Annotated in this window: 13 protein-coding genes and 1 pseudogene; 12 read left to right on the top strand and 2 right to left on the bottom strand. The window is 32.8% G+C overall.

Going from position 1 to position 17,944, the window contains the following annotated elements; translation table 11 throughout:
- Positions 1-168: 168 nt before the first annotated feature.
- From ABEY15_RS04085 to ABEY15_RS04070, 4 genes are all read left to right on the top strand, one after another.
- Positions 169-348 carry a hypothetical protein gene (locus ABEY15_RS04085; protein ID WP_429888621.1) on the top strand — a complete coding sequence of 60 codons (180 nt, stop codon included), beginning with the start codon at positions 169-171 and terminating at the stop codon, positions 346-348.
- A gap of 273 nt (positions 349-621) precedes the next feature.
- Positions 622-2,451: a sensor histidine kinase gene (locus ABEY15_RS04080; RefSeq protein ID WP_429888619.1), complete on the top strand. Its 1,830-nt coding sequence runs from the start codon at positions 622-624 to the stop codon at positions 2,449-2,451.
- Entirely contained in the window at positions 2,429-3,982 is a 1,554-nt protein-coding gene (locus tag ABEY15_RS04075; RefSeq protein WP_429888618.1) for a response regulator transcription factor, read from the top strand. The genes ABEY15_RS04080 and ABEY15_RS04075 overlap by 23 nt, the downstream gene beginning before the upstream one ends.
- 79 nt (positions 3,983-4,061) lie before the next feature.
- Positions 4,062-5,027 carry a phosphotransferase enzyme family protein gene (locus tag ABEY15_RS04070; protein ID WP_429888616.1) on the top strand — a complete coding sequence of 322 codons (966 nt, stop codon included), beginning with the start codon at positions 4,062-4,064 and terminating at the stop codon, positions 5,025-5,027.
- Between the two features lie 71 nt (positions 5,028-5,098).
- Here ABEY15_RS04070 and ABEY15_RS04065 read toward each other — a convergent pair whose 3' ends face one another.
- Positions 5,099-6,052 carry a PstS family phosphate ABC transporter substrate-binding protein gene (locus ABEY15_RS04065; protein ID WP_429888615.1) on the bottom strand — a complete coding sequence of 318 codons (954 nt, stop codon included), beginning with the start codon at positions 6,050-6,052 and terminating at the stop codon, positions 5,099-5,101.
- A 171-nt stretch (positions 6,053-6,223) separates the two neighbouring features.
- On the opposite strand from ABEY15_RS04065, the gene ABEY15_RS04060 reads away from it, so the two are divergent.
- The gene (locus ABEY15_RS04060) at positions 6,224-6,910 is read left to right on the top strand and encodes a winged helix-turn-helix domain-containing protein (RefSeq protein WP_429888614.1); all 687 of its coding nucleotides are present in this window, start codon (positions 6,224-6,226) and stop codon (positions 6,908-6,910) included.
- A gap of 527 nt (positions 6,911-7,437) precedes the next feature.
- Here ABEY15_RS04060 and ABEY15_RS04055 read toward each other — a convergent pair.
- A complete protein-coding gene (locus tag ABEY15_RS04055; RefSeq protein WP_429888613.1) occupies positions 7,438-7,587 on the bottom strand; it encodes a BH0509 family protein in 150 nt (49 codons plus the stop codon).
- 965 nt (positions 7,588-8,552) lie between these two features.
- Between ABEY15_RS04055 and ABEY15_RS04050 the strand changes: the two genes are divergently transcribed.
- From ABEY15_RS04050 to ABEY15_RS04020, 7 genes and pseudogenes are all read left to right on the top strand, one after another.
- Positions 8,553-8,771 (top strand): hypothetical protein, encoded by a 219-nt coding sequence (locus ABEY15_RS04050; protein WP_429888846.1) that lies wholly within the window; start codon positions 8,553-8,555, stop codon positions 8,769-8,771.
- A gap of 497 nt (positions 8,772-9,268) precedes the next feature.
- The gene (gene galU / locus ABEY15_RS04045; protein WP_429888611.1) at positions 9,269-10,144 is read left to right on the top strand and encodes a UTP--glucose-1-phosphate uridylyltransferase GalU; all 876 of its coding nucleotides are present in this window, start codon (positions 9,269-9,271) and stop codon (positions 10,142-10,144) included.
- A 365-nt stretch (positions 10,145-10,509) separates the two neighbouring features.
- Positions 10,510-12,815, top strand: a pseudogene (locus ABEY15_RS04040) (glycosyltransferase family 2 protein).
- 33 nt (positions 12,816-12,848) lie between these two features.
- Positions 12,849-14,396, top strand: a complete 1,548-nt coding sequence (locus tag ABEY15_RS04035) for a chitinase (protein ID WP_429888609.1) — start codon at positions 12,849-12,851, stop codon at positions 14,394-14,396.
- Between the two features lie 1,166 nt (positions 14,397-15,562).
- Positions 15,563-16,297, top strand: coding sequence for a YveK family protein (locus ABEY15_RS04030; protein ID WP_429888608.1), 735 nt, complete (start codon positions 15,563-15,565; stop codon positions 16,295-16,297).
- Positions 16,290-16,991, top strand: a complete 702-nt coding sequence (locus ABEY15_RS04025) for a CpsD/CapB family tyrosine-protein kinase (RefSeq protein WP_429888607.1) — start codon at positions 16,290-16,292, stop codon at positions 16,989-16,991. The genes ABEY15_RS04030 and ABEY15_RS04025 overlap by 8 nt, the downstream gene beginning before the upstream one ends.
- Positions 16,988-17,752 carry a tyrosine-protein phosphatase gene (locus ABEY15_RS04020; protein ID WP_429888606.1) on the top strand — a complete coding sequence of 255 codons (765 nt, stop codon included), beginning with the start codon at positions 16,988-16,990 and terminating at the stop codon, positions 17,750-17,752. Before ABEY15_RS04025 ends, ABEY15_RS04020 begins: the two co-directional genes overlap by 4 nt.
- Positions 17,753-17,944: the final 192 nt, after the last annotated feature.

The following is a 17,944-nucleotide window of genomic DNA, read 5'->3' as shown; positions in this document are numbered from 1 at the left end:
GTGTTTAAGAGCCTTATGTTATTAACAACTATCTGCTTTTGTTCACAAAGTGTTCTGGTTTAAACCTTATATTTTACTAAAGATTACTAAATCCGTGATATGATTTAATTATGAAATATTGAAAGTGAATTGAAAATATGATATTCAATATAAGGATTGGGTGATGCAATGCTTGATGAAATGAGAAAGTTCGAAAAAGGATTTCCTGACGGAGTTTATGTAGAACCAAACCTCACAAGTGAACCTAAAGTAAAGGTTAAGGCATTGTATGAATACTGTAGGAAAAGAGGATTAAAGCCTAAAGATCTGACAGAAAAAGAAAGAGAACAGTTTCTTTCTTATGAATGATAAGAATAAACTTCTAAATAATAATAGATATCCACAAGGAATCACTCTCCTTGTGGTTTTTGTTTTGGGATAGAAATAGTTCCATATGGTTATGCACAAAGTCCGCAAAATATTATACTTTTTTACAGTACTGCCAGTATCAGAAAAGCTGATAATCAGAGCATTAGATAGGTTTTTTACTGATGGTTTTATCCTTATAAAGGTATTATTCGTTCTTTAACTCTGATAAACTAGATATAAGAAAGTGCAAACGTTTCCGCAAAGGATGTTATCATGAAAAATAGTATTAGAAGTAAGTTGATTGTCTTATTATTAATCGCCACGATTATTCCATTTGGATTATCGATTATTGCAAATTATTTTTATACGAAGAATACGGTAACAAAGGAATTTGTAAATACAAACCATGATTTATTGAAGCGTAGTGGGAATGATTTATTGAATTATTATAACGAGATTTACGGTATTCCATTGTCCATTTATAGTAATAGACCGTTTTTGTCCGTGTTAGAAAATGGTGCTACTGCATACATCGAACAAAATTCTGCTGAAATTCAACGTAGTTTATTAGGACTTTATTTTTCTAGAAGAGAGTTCGTGCAGTTACATTTGTATTTAACGAAGGGTAAGGATGATTACACCGTCTACAATGCAAAGGTGAGTAGTCGCGGGAAATTGTATAATTTTAACCAAATCCCCACATATCGAAATTTAAGTTTTTCGAGGGACTCGTATTATATTCAACCGACTCATCCGATTCAAAACTATAATAATTTATCTGATTTTCGAATCGAGCCAGTTAAACAGGTTGTATCATTTCATTACTTTTTAAATAATGTTACATCCGACCAATGGTTAGGATTCTTATCAATCGATATTGAATTAAGTAGAATTAAAGAGATTTTCGACCGTATTTATAAAAAAGGAGAGGAACATCTTTTCGTTGTTGGTGATGGGAATGTTGTTCTATATTCTTCTGAAAAAAGATTAATAGGTAAAAAGCTAGAAACAAAATGGTATAAAAAAATTAGCTCAGATCTGTCAGGACAAGCAAGTTTTGATTGGAAGGACAAGGACTTTAGTGGGGTCTATGTGTATGACAAAATAAAGAGCAATCATCAACAATGGACGATCATTAAAAGCATTCCTTATAAAAATCTCTATCATAATTCAAATCAATTGTTGAAAATTACAGTTACACTAGGAGCGATTTCGGTCTTATTAGTCATCATTTTAACCATTATCGTATCCTTCAGATTTACACGTCCAATAAGAATCCTAATTCGAGATATGCAGCGAATTGAAAAGGGAGAACTTGCTGTTTCCTTTGATACGTTAGGAAATGATGAGTTTGGTCAGTTAGGTAAACATTTTACTTCAATGGTCGATACGTTAAATGATTTATATATAAAAGAATACAAGCTTCAAATAGAGAATAAAACGAATCAATTAAAAGTACTGCAGTCTCAAATAAATCCGCATTTTTTATACAATGCCTTGCAGTCAATTGGAACTCTTTCATTAAAAAATGACGGAATTAAAGTGTACCGATTAATTATGTCACTATCAAAAATCATGAGATATAGCATGAAAAATAATGAAGATTTTGTAACACTTAAGGATGAATTAAACCATATAAAAGATTATTTATCGCTTCAAAATGAACGATATGATGGCAAATTTGTCTATAACCTGGAAGTGGAAGAAGGGTTAAACAAAGTAAAAATGCCGAAAATGATTTTACAACCAATCGTAGAAAATTTCTTTAAACACGGCTTTGAAAAACAACAAAAACTCGGTGAATTAAATATTTCGATTCATAGACAACAAGATGAACGTTTAAAAATAGTCATTGCTGATAATGGTGAAGGTGCATCAGAAGAGGAATTAGAAATCATCAATTCATCGCTATCAGAAGGTGGATTAAATACTCATGAGAGTATCGGATTAAAAAATATTTCTGATCGCATTCATTTCTATTATGGTAAAAAAGCAGAAGTAAAAATAGAAAGTGTGAAGCATGAAAACTTTGTTGTAACGATAATCTTACCGATTGAAATGACAAGAGGAGAAGTTAATCATGAAGGTTCTACTAATAGATGACGAAAAGCATGTACGAGAAGGTGTAAAACTTCTTGCAGATTGGGATGCAATTGGTGTTACTGAAATATTAGAAGCAGAAAATGGAGCGATTGCTCAAGACATCATTAGAAAGGAAAGACCGACAATTATCTTTACCGATTTAATGATGCCAGAGCTAGATGGTAGAGGATTATTAAAGTGGCTTCATTCAGAAAATATTAATTGCAAAGTAATCGTTGTAACGGGATATGATGATTATCATTATATGAGAGAAGCCATTCAGTTCGGTGCGTCTGATTACTTATTGAAACCAATTGATCCGGATATATTAAATGAAACTTTAGTAAAAGTAGTTTCAGATTGGAATGAAAAAGAAAAAGAGAGAATTGATGCGTTAAATGATTTTCGTTTGCTGCAGGAAGTTTTACCTGTTTACAGAGATAAGCAATTAACAAATGCAATTTACGGTAAAGAATTTAATCAGAATATGTTAAACCAATTAGGATATGAGGAAGGGCAAACTTTACATGTTTCTTTACTAAAATTACGAAATCTAGAGACCTTCAAAGATATTTGGCCAGAGGATTTATGCTTTTTTGCCCTATTGAATATTGTAAATGAAGTTCTTCAAAACCAAAATGGAGGTATTGCATTTCGTAATTTACAAGGTACAAAGGAGATCTGTTTACTATATTGGAGCGAGCAAGTCACTGACAGTATCCAACATATAGCTAAAATTTTATCGACAGTTGTACCTTTCCCGTTTCATTTTGCAATCAGTAGAAAGTTAACAATTGAATCGATTCAGTCTGGGTATGAGGAAGTTGTAAATGTTTTACAGCATGTAAATATTTTAGAAAAGCGAGATGTACCAGTTTATTCTTATGAAGATATAAAAGAGTATAATCCGATTAATCTAGTAGAAATCATCAACTTATTTGAACAAATGGTTGAGAAACAGGATATTTATATTTACGATGAAGTCATTCAACTTTTTAGCAAACGAATCGCACAGAAGAATAATCTTCCTTTTGCGCAGTTACTTTCATTGCACCAGGAGTTTCTAATCTTTCTTAATCACTGGATTAATAAACTATCACTTCAAACCATTCAGGAAGTGAATCTAGAATTGTTCTGGAATGCGAAAGGACATTTTGAAATTGGCGATTATGTAGCGACTCAAAGGGAAAGAGTACAGTCGATTATTCAAGAAAAAAATCAAACGAACCAAGAACTAAATAGTATCGAGGCAATCGCCAATTATATTCAGCTTAACTATGCCGAGGAAATTTCACTCCAGGAGTTTTCAGAGAAATTTTATTTAAGTCGCGAATATATATCCCGTAAGTTTAAACAAATTTACGGTGTGAATATATCAGATTATATTGTTTCAATTCGGATCGAAAAAGCAAAGGAATTATTGAAGTTCCCCAATTTAAAAATTTATGAAATAGCTGGGAAAATTGGCTATCAGGATGATAAATACTTTCGAAAAGTGTTTAAGAAAATCGTTGGGATGACCCCAAATGAATACCGAAATATGAATGATTAGTAAAAAAGTTGCAGGAAATCTTTGGAAACTGAGGAATAAGTAATTAGATATTTATTCTTACGTTTCGGGGGATTAAAAAATGGAACAAGCAGTTGAAAGAGTTTTTACAAAAGAAATTTTATCGAATGCAGCAGCACGATTTGGTATTACATTAGAAGAAAAACCAGTCGGAGAGTTCGAGAACTATCTATTTAAAGGTAAGCTGGCAGATGGAACAGATCGCATTTTACGATTAACGCATTCATCTCATCGCTCAAAGGAAGAAATTGAGGCAGAGCTTAAATTTTTAAAATATGCTAGAGAAAACGGAGCGAATGCAGCAGGTTCTTTAACTTCCTTAAACGGTAATTTAGTAGAAGTCCAACATGCAAGTGATAGCACAAGTTTTTATGCATCAATGTTTGAATGGGCAGACGGTCAATTAGTTGATCGTACAAACCCAGCTGTGTGGAATGATGACTTAATGTACACATGGGGAAAAACGATCGGAAAGCTCCACGCCTTAACAGTGGAATACCCTGTAACAAACGATCGTGAGCATTGGGACGAAGAAGCTTATTTAAATGAAATGTTAGCTGATGAAGAACTTGGCATTTTTACGAAGGATTTAATAGAAGAAATCCAAGCTTATGACAGAAAGAAAGATTCATATGGATTAATTCATAGTGACTTACATCTCCACAATTTCTTCGTAAATGATAAAGGTGAAATAACGGCTTTTGATTTCGATGATCTGCAATATAATTATTTCATTTCAGATATCGCAATTGTCTTATATTATACTGCTTGGGGTAGTAAGGCATCGTTTGAAGAAAAATCTAATTTCGCAAAAAGACAGCTAGAAATCTTTCGAAAAGGTTATGAAACCGAGTATGTATTAGACGAAGTATGGTATAGCCGAATTCCTTCATTTTTAAAATGTCGTGATCTTACGCTTTATCATGTATTGAATATGAAATATGAAGAGAAAACACAAAGGGTTATTGAACTTTGTGAAGAGTTGAAAGATAGAATCGTAAATAAGAAGACGATAATTGATCTGTAAATTAAAGAAAAAGCTACGATTCAAACACGAATCGTAGCTTTTTTTATATTTAAATTGGGGGGGAAGTAACGTTATTTGTGTCTAGCTTCTTCTATTTTATTAATATTGATTTCATATTGATCATCTTCTAATGGGATATAGCCAACTTGCTCAGCTAAAATTGGAGCATTTTCATTAACAAATTTCAAGTAGTCCAAAACGACAGGACGTTTAAGTGAGTTTATATTTACATATGTGAAGAGTTCACGTGAAAGAGGGTAAGTCCCATTTTTGATTGACTCTTCAGTTGGTAAAACTGCTTTACCTGTTTTTGGATTAACGATTGGTACGATTTTTAATTTGTCTTTGTTTTCTTCATAGTAAGCATGACCAAAGTATCCAATTGCACCTTTTTCACTAGCAACATCAGCTGCAAGATTTTTGTCATCTTCAGACGTTTGAGCATCCTTCCGTTCACCAGCTTGATTTAAGATGGTTTTATTAAAGTATTCATAGGTTGTTGACTCATTACCAGGGCTGAAAAATTTAATTTCTTCCTTTGGCCAAGCAGAGTTTAGTTCGTTCCAAGTTTTTATTTTACTTTTTACAGACCACAACTTCTTTAGTTGTTCAACTGTTAATTGATTAACAAAATCATTGTCTTTATTTACTACGACTGATAGACCATCGTAAGCTAATTTTAATTGAATATAATCGATGTTATTTTGTTTAGCGATTGTCTCTTCTTTATTTGTTAATGGGCGAGATGCGTCGTTTATATCAGTTACGCCATTTGCGAATTTTTTAAAACCATCAATCGTACCACTATTACCTAATGAAATAGTTACCTCAGGTTGTGCAGATCTATATTGTTTCGTTATTTTTTGCATAAACGGGAAAACGGTAGATGAACCATCGATTAGTATGCTACCAGTTAATTGTTTTTCAGATGTACTTGAATTAGGATGATAGGCAATTCCACAAGCTGCTAAAGATAACATAGCTGTGATTGCGACGACAAATATAAGTGCTTTTTTAAGTTGCATCTACAGTTCCCCCCTCGTTGTTTTTGCTACATTTCTTACAATATCCCACAAAGATTAACTTGCTTTTAACGCTACGTAAAGAATTTGTAAAGGTATAGTGAAAGTCCCCCTTTTTTGTTAATAACCAATTAAAATGACCGTATAAACAGTAAAAAATGGGAGAGATATACGGTGGAGCAAATTGTCATCATCCAAGATCAAAACGAGATTGAACATGTGCTTCAACAAAGTAAACAATTCGGATTAATTAAAATCAGCACATATCGATATGGAGAATTTAATGAAGAAACTCATTTAGGTTTCTTAAAAGGCTGCATAGTATTAATGAAAAGCCAAGTTTTGGACGAGTTTATTCCATTAATCATGAGAATAAGACGGATATCAGAAATACCGATCATATTATTAGTTGAAACTTACGATTCATACGAAGCAGCAATTTGTATTGAAGCGGGAGCGGATCAATATGTTAAATATCCGATTCATCCTAGAGACTTGTCGGCAAGAATAAAAGCAGTAATGAGGAGGGCAGGCAACGAAAAAATTGAAGAAGACCGCGAAAAAGTTTTAAATTTTGGAGAGATTTCCTTTTATTTAAATCGAGAAGAGGTTTATAAAAACAAAATGAGGGTCGAATTAAATGGAAGAGAATACGCAATATTACTTTTTCTAATCAAAAAAGCTGGATTTATTGTAACGAGAGAAGAATTAATGGAAGTGATATCTGTTTATAAAAATAGAAGATTAATTGATATTTATATTCATAGTTTACGACATAAAATTGAGGAGCTGCCTAATTATCCTAAATATATTAAAACGATTAAGGGGAAAGGGTATAGGTTTGAAACGCTTGCTTATTAAAAATGAGTACAATTAAAAAGCTAGGTGGATTCTTTTTAAGGATGCCATTTAGCTTTTTTATTTTTATGAGGCAGAGGTTGGGATAGAGAAATGCACTTTTATTGTTTTTAATAAAAGAATAGACAAATTTTTTTATTAAAAATTAAATAAAAAAAATATTTTTTGTACAAACTCTATTAGACAAAATGTCTAGGGGAAAAACGGATAAATTGTATACAATTTCATAACTAAACAACGAAAAATCCTAATTTTTAATTTACCATATTTTGGGAAAATTAAAATTTCGATATAACAAAAAGATACCTAGAAAATACTCTTTTAAAATTTTTTTGTCTCAAATTGTTGAATATGGTCGGAAAAGTAGGACTTTTGATGTCTTTTGTAAATTCGAAAAAAAAAAGAAAAATAAGTAATTGAACACAGCATTAACGTAAAAACATTGATAAATGAAAAAGCTAGATGAATCCAAATTAGGATAGTCACCTAGCTTTTTATTTTATAAGTGCAGAATCAAAAGATGTAAGATCTTACTCAGCGTGATGTAACATATACGTATAAGCTGTGTCGTAAAGGTGCTCTAAATCAGCATCCGTCATGAAAACTAAGTCCTCAGTTGAAAATCCTTTTGTTAATGCCAAAAATTGAACCATGTTTTTACGCTCTTCTCTACTCATCATTAACAACACTCCCTTTGAATTAAATGAATGATTAATTTTTTTAAATCTGTTTTAATACAGTGTATTTATTTATTAGTTATTATATAACAGAAAAGTTAAAATGTGCTAGTGATTTTTACTAAAAAGGGTAAAAATTATTTTTTATCATTTGATTAATAATTATTCAATTTTCAACTTAATAATTATTCTAGAATAGTATCTAATGTTACAATTTTCATTAATGTATGTAATGTAACTAAGCCTGTTTGCAATGGTTTCCATAAACTAGGAAAATTAATCGACAAAAAAACCTATTTTATGGGGAGTTTACCTAAAATTTACCAATATATGATTAATTTTTACTTAACTTTTTGTTAAGTAATTGTTATACTAAGCACTGTTGAATCAGAGGTTATATTTTAATAGAATAATTAATAGTTATATTGATAGGATGAAATGATGGTAGACGATTAGTTTACAGGAATGAACAATAAGATTTAATTCTTTTAGATGCTCCTCCATTGTTAGCAGTTACAGATGCTTAAATCATTTCACAGGTTTGTGATGGAACGATTTTAGTTGTCCGTAGAGGGTACACAGCAAAAAAATAAAATAAGCAAGAGAGCTATAAACATTAGTAAACGCAAATATTCTAGGTGTGTTATTAAATCGAGCAGCCGTGGACAATGGGATTCATACAATTGTTCCATCACCTCATCATCAGAACGGAAGTTACAATACAGACAGAAAAGAAATCGTAAAAAAAGTAAAAGATTTAAATATGTATTAAAAGAAAAAGCTATACACTTAACGATTTTACCAGGGCAAGAGGTAAGGTTTTATGGAGAATTGATACAAGACATTGAGCAAAATCCAATTGTTTCAATTAATGATGAAAGGCGCTATTTACTATGTGAAGTTCATCCCATATACCACAATTTACAATTAGGTTATTTTACTAAGTACAATCAAATCGAATTATGTAGATCCTTGTACATCCTGATCGCAACAAAGTTCTTATAAACGAACCAGACATTCTTTTTGAATTTGTCCAAAAGGGTATATTAACTCAAATAACGGCTTCATTAATAACAGGTAAATTCGGTAAAAAAATTAAAAAGTTTGCTTTTAAATACATTGAGACAAATTGGGTACATATTTTTTGCATCAGAGGCAGTAACACGAAAAACGAAATTTTGAGTTAAATGATGCATACGAAATCATCCGAGAAAAAATTGGGGATAGATACTGAGTTCCAAATGAGGGGAAATGCGCAATCAATTGTGAATGGTGACATTCTTTATCGAGAAGAACCTCTTAAATTAAAACAAAATATTTTTATTCGTTTACTAAGAATCTCTAATAAATGATAGGTGATATCTCCTTACCGTTATCAATGATGGTACTCGGCTATATTGTGGTAGATGATTAAATTGATTAGTTTTCCATTTATCTTAATGCAAATAGACCTTTTGAAATTAATCAAACTATTGGGCAAAGCCTATTGGAGAAAAGGAATAAAAAAAATAATATGATCTGCTTAGACGTAAGGCGTCAGAGGTATAGTGTGAGGAGGGGGTAGATGCCTTAAATTATATTTTGATTAAAAGAAAATAGAGTTTCTTCTTGTATATTTATTCGTATGAATGTAGAAGTAGAAACTTTATTCTTTTGGGAAAGAAACAATGGAGGGGCTTTTGATATGAAGAAGATAAGAAAAGCAATTATACCAGCAGCAGGATTAGGAACACGTTTTTTACCAGCAACAAAAGCTATGCCGAAAGAAATGCTACCAATCGTAGACAAACCAACAATTCAATACATTGTTGAAGAAGCAATTGAATCAGGCATTGAAGATATCATTATCGTAACAGGTAAAGGAAAACGCGCAATTGAAGATCATTTTGATTATTCATATGAGCTAGAACAAAATTTATTAGAAAAAGAAAAATATGCGTTATTAGAACAGGTTAAAGCTCCATCTAATATCGACATTCATTACATAAGACAAAAAGAACCTAAAGGATTAGGTCATGCTGTTTGGTGTGCGCGTAATTTTATCGGCAACGAACCATTTGCAGTATTACTTGGTGATGACATTGTTGAAGCACAAACACCAGGTTTGAAGCAGCTAATGGACCAATATGATAATACATATTCTTCAGTAATTGGTGTTCAAACAGTACCAGAAGAAGAAACGCATCGATATGGCATTGTTGAACCAATTATGCAAGAGGGTAGAAGATACGAAGTACAAAACTTTGTCGAAAAGCCAGCACCAGGAACAGCACCTTCTAATTTAGCAATCATGGGTCGTTATGTATTTACACCTGAAATTTTTATGTATTTAGAAGAACAAAATATCGGTGCAGGTGGCGAAATTCAGTTGACAGATGCAATTCAAAAATTAAATTCAATTCAACGTGTGTTTGCATATGACTTTGAAGGAAAGCGTCACGACGTTGGTGAAAAATTAGGGTTTATTAAGACAACAATTGATTTTGCTTTAAAAAATGAAGACTTAAGAGAAGATTTATTGAAGTATTTACATGAAACATTAACAGTCAGTGTTAATTAAGGATAGATGATTAGATTGAAAGCAATGAGATTTGAACAATCAGAATATGCTTCTTGCAATTCTTATCGAAAGAAACAATTGAAAAAAGAAGGATCTACTTATTTACTAAGCGCTTAGCGGATTTATCTGGCGCTTTTTTGGGTCTTATACTACTATTACCAGTTCATATTATTATTGCTATTATTTTAAAGTTAGAAGATCCTAAAGGTCCAATTTTCTTTTTTAAACTCCGGTAAAAATGGAAAAGAGTTTATTCGGAAAAGGATGGGAGATTTTTGACGTGACAATTTAATCTGCCCACCCATAAATAGTTGAAACATTGTATTTTTTTATTTACCCAATAATAGGGACTTGAAACAAGAGGGATGAACAAAATGAAAAGACAATTGAACACTGAAAGCAATTTGGAACCATTACCAAGAGTGCATGAAAAACCATCCACTGCAAAATTGACATTGAATCGAATCTATATTTTGTTTACGATTGGATTTTGGCTGCTTTATGTAGCATCCACAATTTTTGATCAACTGCATAATGGGAATGGTACTTTTAAACAAGTCGTTGAAGCAGGATTATATATCTTGATTGTTACGACACTATGTTTTTCCGCATTGATGTATCTTTATTCTAGACAAGGGGCATTGATCCGATTTAAAGAGCATACTCGGGTCCCACGGGAAACCTTATCTGCTTATTTTTCTGAGAATCAACCAGGAATTACTGTTTTGGTTCCATCGTATGATGAAGAGATTGACGTTATTCGAAAAACATTACTATCAGCTGTTTTACAAGAATATCCGGAAATCAATGTACAACTTTTGATTGATGATAAGCCGAATCCAACAGATCCGCAAAAAAGGGAAAAATTGCAAGCAACTATGAATCTTGCAAAAGAAATAACAGAGCTTTTGGAAGTCCCTTATACAAAGCTAGCAAAAGCTCGTGACGATTTTGAAAATACATATAACAAAACAGGGGAAATCTCTTCTTCTACTTTAAATGATTTAATAAAGCAATATAAGTATGCTGCAAAATGGATTAATAAATTTGCTGATGAAGAACCTTCGGAGACTCATGTAGATGATTTCTTTAATAATCAAGTTTTAAGAGCTTTAGCTGAGGAATTAGATGTAACAGCAGTAGCGTTAGAGAAATCTACAAAAGAAAATTATTACATGAGCTATGAACGGATCTATCAGTTTTATTCTCGATTAGTATGGATTTTTACCGGAAAAGTAGGGTATTTCCAACGAAAACAGTATGTTTCTTTATCTGATGAAGCGAATAAAGCGATGAATCTTAACTCTTATATTGATTTAATGGGAGGGAGCTACAAGATTCGCCAAACACCAGCCGGTAAAGTATTGCAGAAAGTATCTTCAGAGGCAGAAGCAGATTTAGTTATTCCAGATACTGAATTTTTACTAACTCTTGATGCCGATTCTATTCTGCTAAGAGAGTATTGTTTACGTCTAGTCTATCTATTGAATCAAGAAGGAAATGAAAATGTAGCTGTAACACAAACTCCTTATTCTTCTTTCCGTGGATGTCCAACTCGAATCGAACGAATTGCTGGTGCTACAACAGATATTCAACACACCTTACACCAAGGAACAACGTATTATGGCGCGACTTTTTGGGTAGGGGCGAACGCGGTTATTCGAAAACGTGCGATCGAGGAAATTGCTGAAACAGAATATGTAAATGGATTTAAAATTCGCCGTTTTATCCAAGACCGTACAGTAATTGAGGATACGGAGTCTAGTATTGATTTAGAAAAAATGGTTGGACCTTGGCAAATTATCCGGAGCGCTTGAGTTACTCAGCAACTCCACCAGATTTCGGTTCTTTAGTTATTCAACGTCGTCGTTGGGCTAATGGTGGATTAATCATTATGTCGAAACTATTTGCTACTATTCGCCAACGCCGTCAAGAAGGGAATCCAATTAAGTTAATGGAAATCTTGTTGCGAGTGAATTACATGGCATCTATTGCTTGGGCTAGTTTTGGCTTAATCTTCCTATTAGCCTATCCATTTGACGATCGTTTATTGAGTATTTTTATTGTTGGTGCAGCTGTCCCTTACTTTACTGCAATGGCGAGTGATTTAAAATACAATCGTTATAAACGAATGGACATCTTCCGAATTTATGGTCTCAATCTAATCTTGTTGGCTGTTAATTTGGCTGGAGTACTAAAGTCAATCCAACAGTTATTAACAAGTGAAAAAATTCCTTTTGCACGAACGCCTAAGGTTAATGACCGGACTGGCACGCCAACACTTTATATCTTAGCGCCAATCATCATTATTGCTTATTCTGCTTTTATTTGCTGGCGCTCTTTCATGCTTGGCAATTGGCCGAATGCTTTATTTTCCTTTTTTAACGCCTTTACTTGTGGGTGGGCTGCATTATCATTTATCGGACCTGTCAATATGCTTGTGGATTTGGTTCATAACTTTAAAGAATGGATATTCGTAGAAGTAAAACCTAAGCAAACTGAAAAAGCTGAACAAAATCAATCAGAAATCAATTGGCAATCGGTTTTATACTATGGTGATGATAAAGGGCGAACAGAAGTCCCATTAAGTATTTCACTTGGCAAAATGGAAAATACAGAGACAACTGAAGTTGAAGATAAACTTAATTTCAGCAATAAAAAAATAGGATGAAAAAAGATTATGCAAAATAAAAAGAAATTGTCTATGCCGCGTTTAATGTTGGTATGTTTAGTTGTGGTAGCTGTAGGAGTAAGTTATTTTTATCGAGATAATATAGTCGTAGTCAGTAAAATAGAAAAAACAAAAAAAACAGAAAAAACAGCAGTAGAATCGAGCCCTTGGTTTGCCGCTTATGTCGATGCTACACTGACACCGCAATATGAATTTGAAAAAGTCGATGGTAATGTTGTGCTTGGTTTCATAACAGCTGAGAATAAAAATAGTGCTGTTCCTAGTTGGGGAGGCGCCTATTCGTTGGATCAGGCATCTGAGGATTTAGATATGGACCGGAGAATTGCTCGCCTACGACAAAAAGGTGGGGAAGTCATTGTTTCATTTGGTGGCTTATCCAATTCGGAATTAGGAATTACAACAACAGATGTTGGAAAAATGAAAAATGCATATGCTAAAGTAGTAAAGCGTTATGATCTGAATACGATTGATGTGGATTTAGAGCAAGAAGGATTGACAAATAAGCATGCAGCTAAACTTCGTGGGGAAGCTTTGGCAAAATTGCAGCAAGAACGAAAGAAAGATAAAAAAGACTTAGCCATTTGGGTAACATTACCAGTAACCCCGCAAGGTTTGACTGAGGATGGTACGGATGCTGTAACAGCATTATTGAAAGCTGGAGTAGACTTAGCTGGCGTCAATATTATGACAATGAATTATGGGGAAAGTCGTAATTCAGCACTTTCTATGGCAGACAATTCGATTAATGCCTTGAAAAAAACTCATCGCCAACTAAGGATTATTTATCAAAAACAAGGGGTTAACTTGAGTGATAAAGCATTATGGAGAAAACTAGGCGCAACACCAATGATTGGCCAAAATGATATCCAAGGTGAAGTTTTTAGTTTAGAAGATGCTGCTAAGCTGAATAAATTTGCCGTAGATAATGGTTTAGGACGATTGTCTATGTGGTCAGCAAACCGTGACAGGAAGTCAAGTGAGAATAGTGTTGGAATTCAAAGTGTTTCTAACTTTTATAGTGGTGTTAGACAAAACAATCAAGAGTTTGCAACGACTTTGAAAGAGAATATGAATGGTAGTGTTTCTGGTGATGCAAAACGGACAACCAAGTCAGATGTAACGAACGTAGATTTGAATAAACCGGATGATCCGAAAACTTCCCCATATGAGATATGGAATGAATCGACAACCTATTTAAAAGGTACTCGTGTTGTCTGGAGACACAATGTATATAGAGCTAAATGGTGGACAAAAGGAGATGCTCCTGATGCACCTATCTTGGATGAAAATACAATTCCTTGGGAACTTGTTGGTCCGGTATTGCCTGGAGAAAAACCATTGCCAAAAGTTAGCTTGCCTAAAGGAACCTATCAGCAATGGGAAGAAGGACAAGTCTATAATGGTGGTGATCGGGTAATGTTTAATGGCATCCCGTATGAGGCAAAATGGTGGAACAAAGATGAAAATCCTGAAAAACCCCTTGCTAATGATGATGCAGCACCATGGAAACAGTTGACTCAAGATGAAATTAAGAAAGTGTTGCAGGAAATTAATAAATAATGATGGTTAGGCTTATGATTGATACGTGCCTAATTTTTGCCTATCTAAAATGAAAAACAATGAAACAATATGAAAGTCCATATACCAGAAATGCTAAACCGGTAGATGAACCCATTTAAAAACCTTTCATATTCAGGTATAAGATGGAAGGGTCTATTGGATAGTATATAAAAATCCTTTGCTTATCAAAGGTTTTAGGGGAATTCATACCTTGCCAAATCGGTGTCATGTCAAAGGTTTGTGCTAAGTTGAAATTACCTTTAGTGTAGGGGGCGAACTTTTTTAGTTCGTCTCTTCTTTTTTTTTTCGGTAATATCAAGATAAATGTCCGCGATGTTTTGATGGTTTTATGCTTCAAGCGATTTGATACATATTTAAAGAATTTAGTCTTTCATTGATACACGATATAAACCCCTTTGTTCCTATAGATGAAAGGGGACTTAATATAAATTTCGAGAGATGTGAGATAAAATCTAAGCAAAAGGGGGAGTTCAGTGGGATATAAATCTATACATATTAAAAAGCTAAATTACTTTGAGGTTGTAAAATACTACCAAAAATATTGAAGAAGTTAATCTTTATAGACTAATTCTTATAATTCTGTAAGAAATTATTTCAAATTGTATTTAGTGATTCACTATTATAAAAATTTTCAGTTAGCTTGAGCAATCATAGGGAAAAAGTAATATTTAGGATTTTTTTTACAAACATATTAAAAATATTAATTAAATTCATTTAATTTTAAATTTTAACAAACTAAAATGAATTTTAAATTCTATATTATATTGATATGATTTTCAGTTCGGTTTTTTGAAAAATATTCCATTTACTAAAGGCTAATCTTTAATTAATCATTATTTTAAGATAATTTTTTTCTCTGATAAAAATTACCTATGTTAATTTCGACATTATGTGTCGTATAATGAAATAATGAAAGATATGAACCAAAAATCATAGGTATATATACCTTCTGAAAACTTTGAATTTAATAGATTTCGTTACCAAAATCCTTATTTTAAAAAAAGGTGTACAAAATATGAATGTTTTCCTTAATTTGCTAGATTAATAGTGGTATAATATCCAACGTACTAAAAAAACAAACGAAATTTATTTTTTACAAATGAAAAGAAGTTTTAATATAAATACGTTCTTAATGGAGGATAAAAATGGAAGAAACAATTAATATAAAGGATTTATTAAATGTACTTAAAAAGCGAATGACTTTAATTGTTTTATGTGTTGCTATAGCAGCAATGGTTGCAGGAGTGGTTAGTTTTTTTGTCCTAACACCGATTTTTCAATCTTCAACACAGCTTTTAGTTAATCAGAAAAAATCGGCTGGTGATGTATATCAATATAATGAAGTTCAAACTAATGTACAGTTGATTAACACTTATAACGAAATTATTAAAAGTCCAGTTATTTTAGATAAAGTGATTAAGGAATTAGATTTAAATACAACGATGGATCAATTAAATGGTCAAATTACAGTTGAAGCTAAACAAAATTCTCAAGTTTTTACTGTATCAGTTCAAGATAAAAACCCAAAAATGGCACGTGATATTGCAAACACGATTGCTATAGTATTTCAAAAAGAAATTGGAAATATCATGAGTGTTGATAATGTAAGTATTTTAGCAAAAGCAGAATTAGCAGATCATCCTGCACCAATTAAGCCTAATCCAAAGCTTAACATAGCGATAGCTGTAGTAGTTGGATTAATGGTTGGAGTAGGACTTGCGTTCTTAATTGAATTTATTGACAACACAATTAAAACAGAAAAAGATATTGAAGATCTTTTAGGTATTTCTGTATTAGGTGTAATTACTGAAATGGACGCGCCAAAAAGAGCAAATAGTCTTCAAAGAGTTGGTTTGAAGGGAGAGGTAAAGAATGCTTAAAAGTAAGAAAAAACAATTTAGCGGTAAAAATCGTAATTTAATTACTCATACTGAACCAAAATCGCCAACATCAGAACAATTCCGAACAATTCGTACAAACATTCAATTTTCAGCAATCGATACTGAAATCTCTACAATACTGGTGACTTCTTCTAGTCCTGGTGAAGGGAAATCTACAACAATCTCTAATTTAGCTGTAACATTTGCAAATCAAGAAAAGAAAGTCTTATTAATCGACGCTGACTTACGTAAACCAACAACGCATTATACATTTCAGCTTGAGAACTACGAAGGACTGACTTCAGCGCTTACAAAAGGACTATCAGTGGGTATGGTTGCTCAAGAAACGAAGGTTAAAAATTTGTCTGTTGTTACATCTGGTCCGATTCCACCAAATCCATCTGAATTACTTTCATCAAAAGCAATGAAGCGATTTATCCAAGAATGTAAACAAGATTTTGATGTAGTGTTATTTGATATGCCACCTATCCTAGCGGTGACTGATGCTCAAATACTTGCAAAAGAGTGTGATGGTGTCGTGTTAGTTATACGTAGCGGACATGCAGAAAAAGAGAATGTTAAAAAATCGAAAGAATTATTAGATCGAGTAGGTGCTAAAATTTTAGGTGCCGTTTTAAATGGAGTACCTCAAGATAAAAACAATACCTACTATTATTATGGTGAAAGCAAATGATTGATATACATTGTCATATTTTACCTGGGGTAGATGACGGAGCAAAAACAATGGAAGATTCACTTTCGATGGCTCGATCTGCAGTAGATGAAGGTGTAAGAACAATCGTTGCTTCACCTCACCATCAAAATGGAAAATACATTAATGATAAAGAAGATATCGAACACTTGGTAATTGATTTACAAAATCAACTTAATGAAGCACAAATTCCACTTCAAATCCTAGCAGGTCAAGAAGTAAGAGCGTATGGTGACTTAATCGAAGACATTAAAAGGGATGAAATCCTTACGCTCGGCAATAAGTATGTTTTAGTCGAATTTCCGTCTAATCATGTTCCTCGTTACACAGAGAAATTATTTTATGACTTACAATTAGAAAAAAAAGTTCCAATTATTGTACACCCTGAACGAAATACTGATCTAATGAAAAATCCAGATGTTCTACTTAATTTAGTCGAAAAAGGTGCACTAACTCAATTAACAGCGTCTAGTTTAGTTGGAAAATTCGGGAAAAACATCCAACAGTTTTCTAGACAATTGATCGAAGCGAATCTTACACATTTCATTGCATCGGATGCGCATAATACAACATCAAGAGGGTTCTATTTACAAGATGCTTTCAATGAGATTGAAAAAAGATACGGTAGTCATAAAGTTTTTGAGTTTCGAGAGAATGCTGAAGCATTACTCGATGGCAGAGTGATTTATCCAGAATCACCGAAACCAGTAAAAAAGAAGTCAATTTTTAGCCTATTTCTTTAAAAAACGTTTAATGGTGATATCTCCTTACCACTATCAATGGAGGTACTCGGCTGTACTGTGGGAAGGCAAACGTTTGTCTTCCTTAGACGCGAGTCGTCAAGAGTACGGTGTGAGGATGGGTTAGATGCCCAGATTATACATATAGTACGATTCCATGTGTAATTCTATAAGGATTATAGATGGAATCGATCT

Source organism: Gottfriedia acidiceleris, from assembly GCF_050457485.1.
Classification (GTDB): Bacteria; Bacillota; Bacilli; order Bacillales; family Bacillaceae_G; genus Gottfriedia; species Gottfriedia acidiceleris_D.
The sequence above is the reverse complement of the archived record's forward strand: the minus strand, read 5'-3'. Positions and strand labels throughout refer to the sequence as shown.

Coding starts and splice junctions, on each gene's coding strand:
- ABEY15_RS04085 (WP_429888621.1), top strand. CDS start 169: ATGCTTGATGAAATGAGAAAGTTCGAAAAAGGATTTCCTGACGGAGTT.
- ABEY15_RS04075 (WP_429888618.1), top strand. CDS start 2,429: ATGAAGGTTCTACTAATAGATGACGAAAAGCATGTACGAGAAGGTGTA.
- ABEY15_RS04035 (WP_429888609.1), top strand. CDS start 12,849: ATGCCGCGTTTAATGTTGGTATGTTTAGTTGTGGTAGCTGTAGGAGTA.
- ABEY15_RS04065 (WP_429888615.1), bottom strand. CDS start 6,052: ATGCAACTTAAAAAAGCACTTATATTTGTCGTCGCAATCACAGCTATG.
- ABEY15_RS04055 (WP_429888613.1), bottom strand. CDS start 7,587: ATGATGAGTAGAGAAGAGCGTAAAAACATGGTTCAATTTTTGGCATTA.
- ABEY15_RS04025 (WP_429888607.1), top strand. CDS start 16,290: ATGCTTAAAAGTAAGAAAAAACAATTTAGCGGTAAAAATCGTAATTTA.
- galU (WP_429888611.1), top strand. CDS start 9,269: ATGAAGAAGATAAGAAAAGCAATTATACCAGCAGCAGGATTAGGAACA.
- ABEY15_RS04030 (WP_429888608.1), top strand. CDS start 15,563: ATGGAAGAAACAATTAATATAAAGGATTTATTAAATGTACTTAAAAAG.
- ABEY15_RS04020 (WP_429888606.1), top strand. CDS start 16,988: ATGATTGATATACATTGTCATATTTTACCTGGGGTAGATGACGGAGCA.
- ABEY15_RS04070 (WP_429888616.1), top strand. CDS start 4,062: ATGGAACAAGCAGTTGAAAGAGTTTTTACAAAAGAAATTTTATCGAAT.
- ABEY15_RS04080 (WP_429888619.1), top strand. CDS start 622: ATGAAAAATAGTATTAGAAGTAAGTTGATTGTCTTATTATTAATCGCC.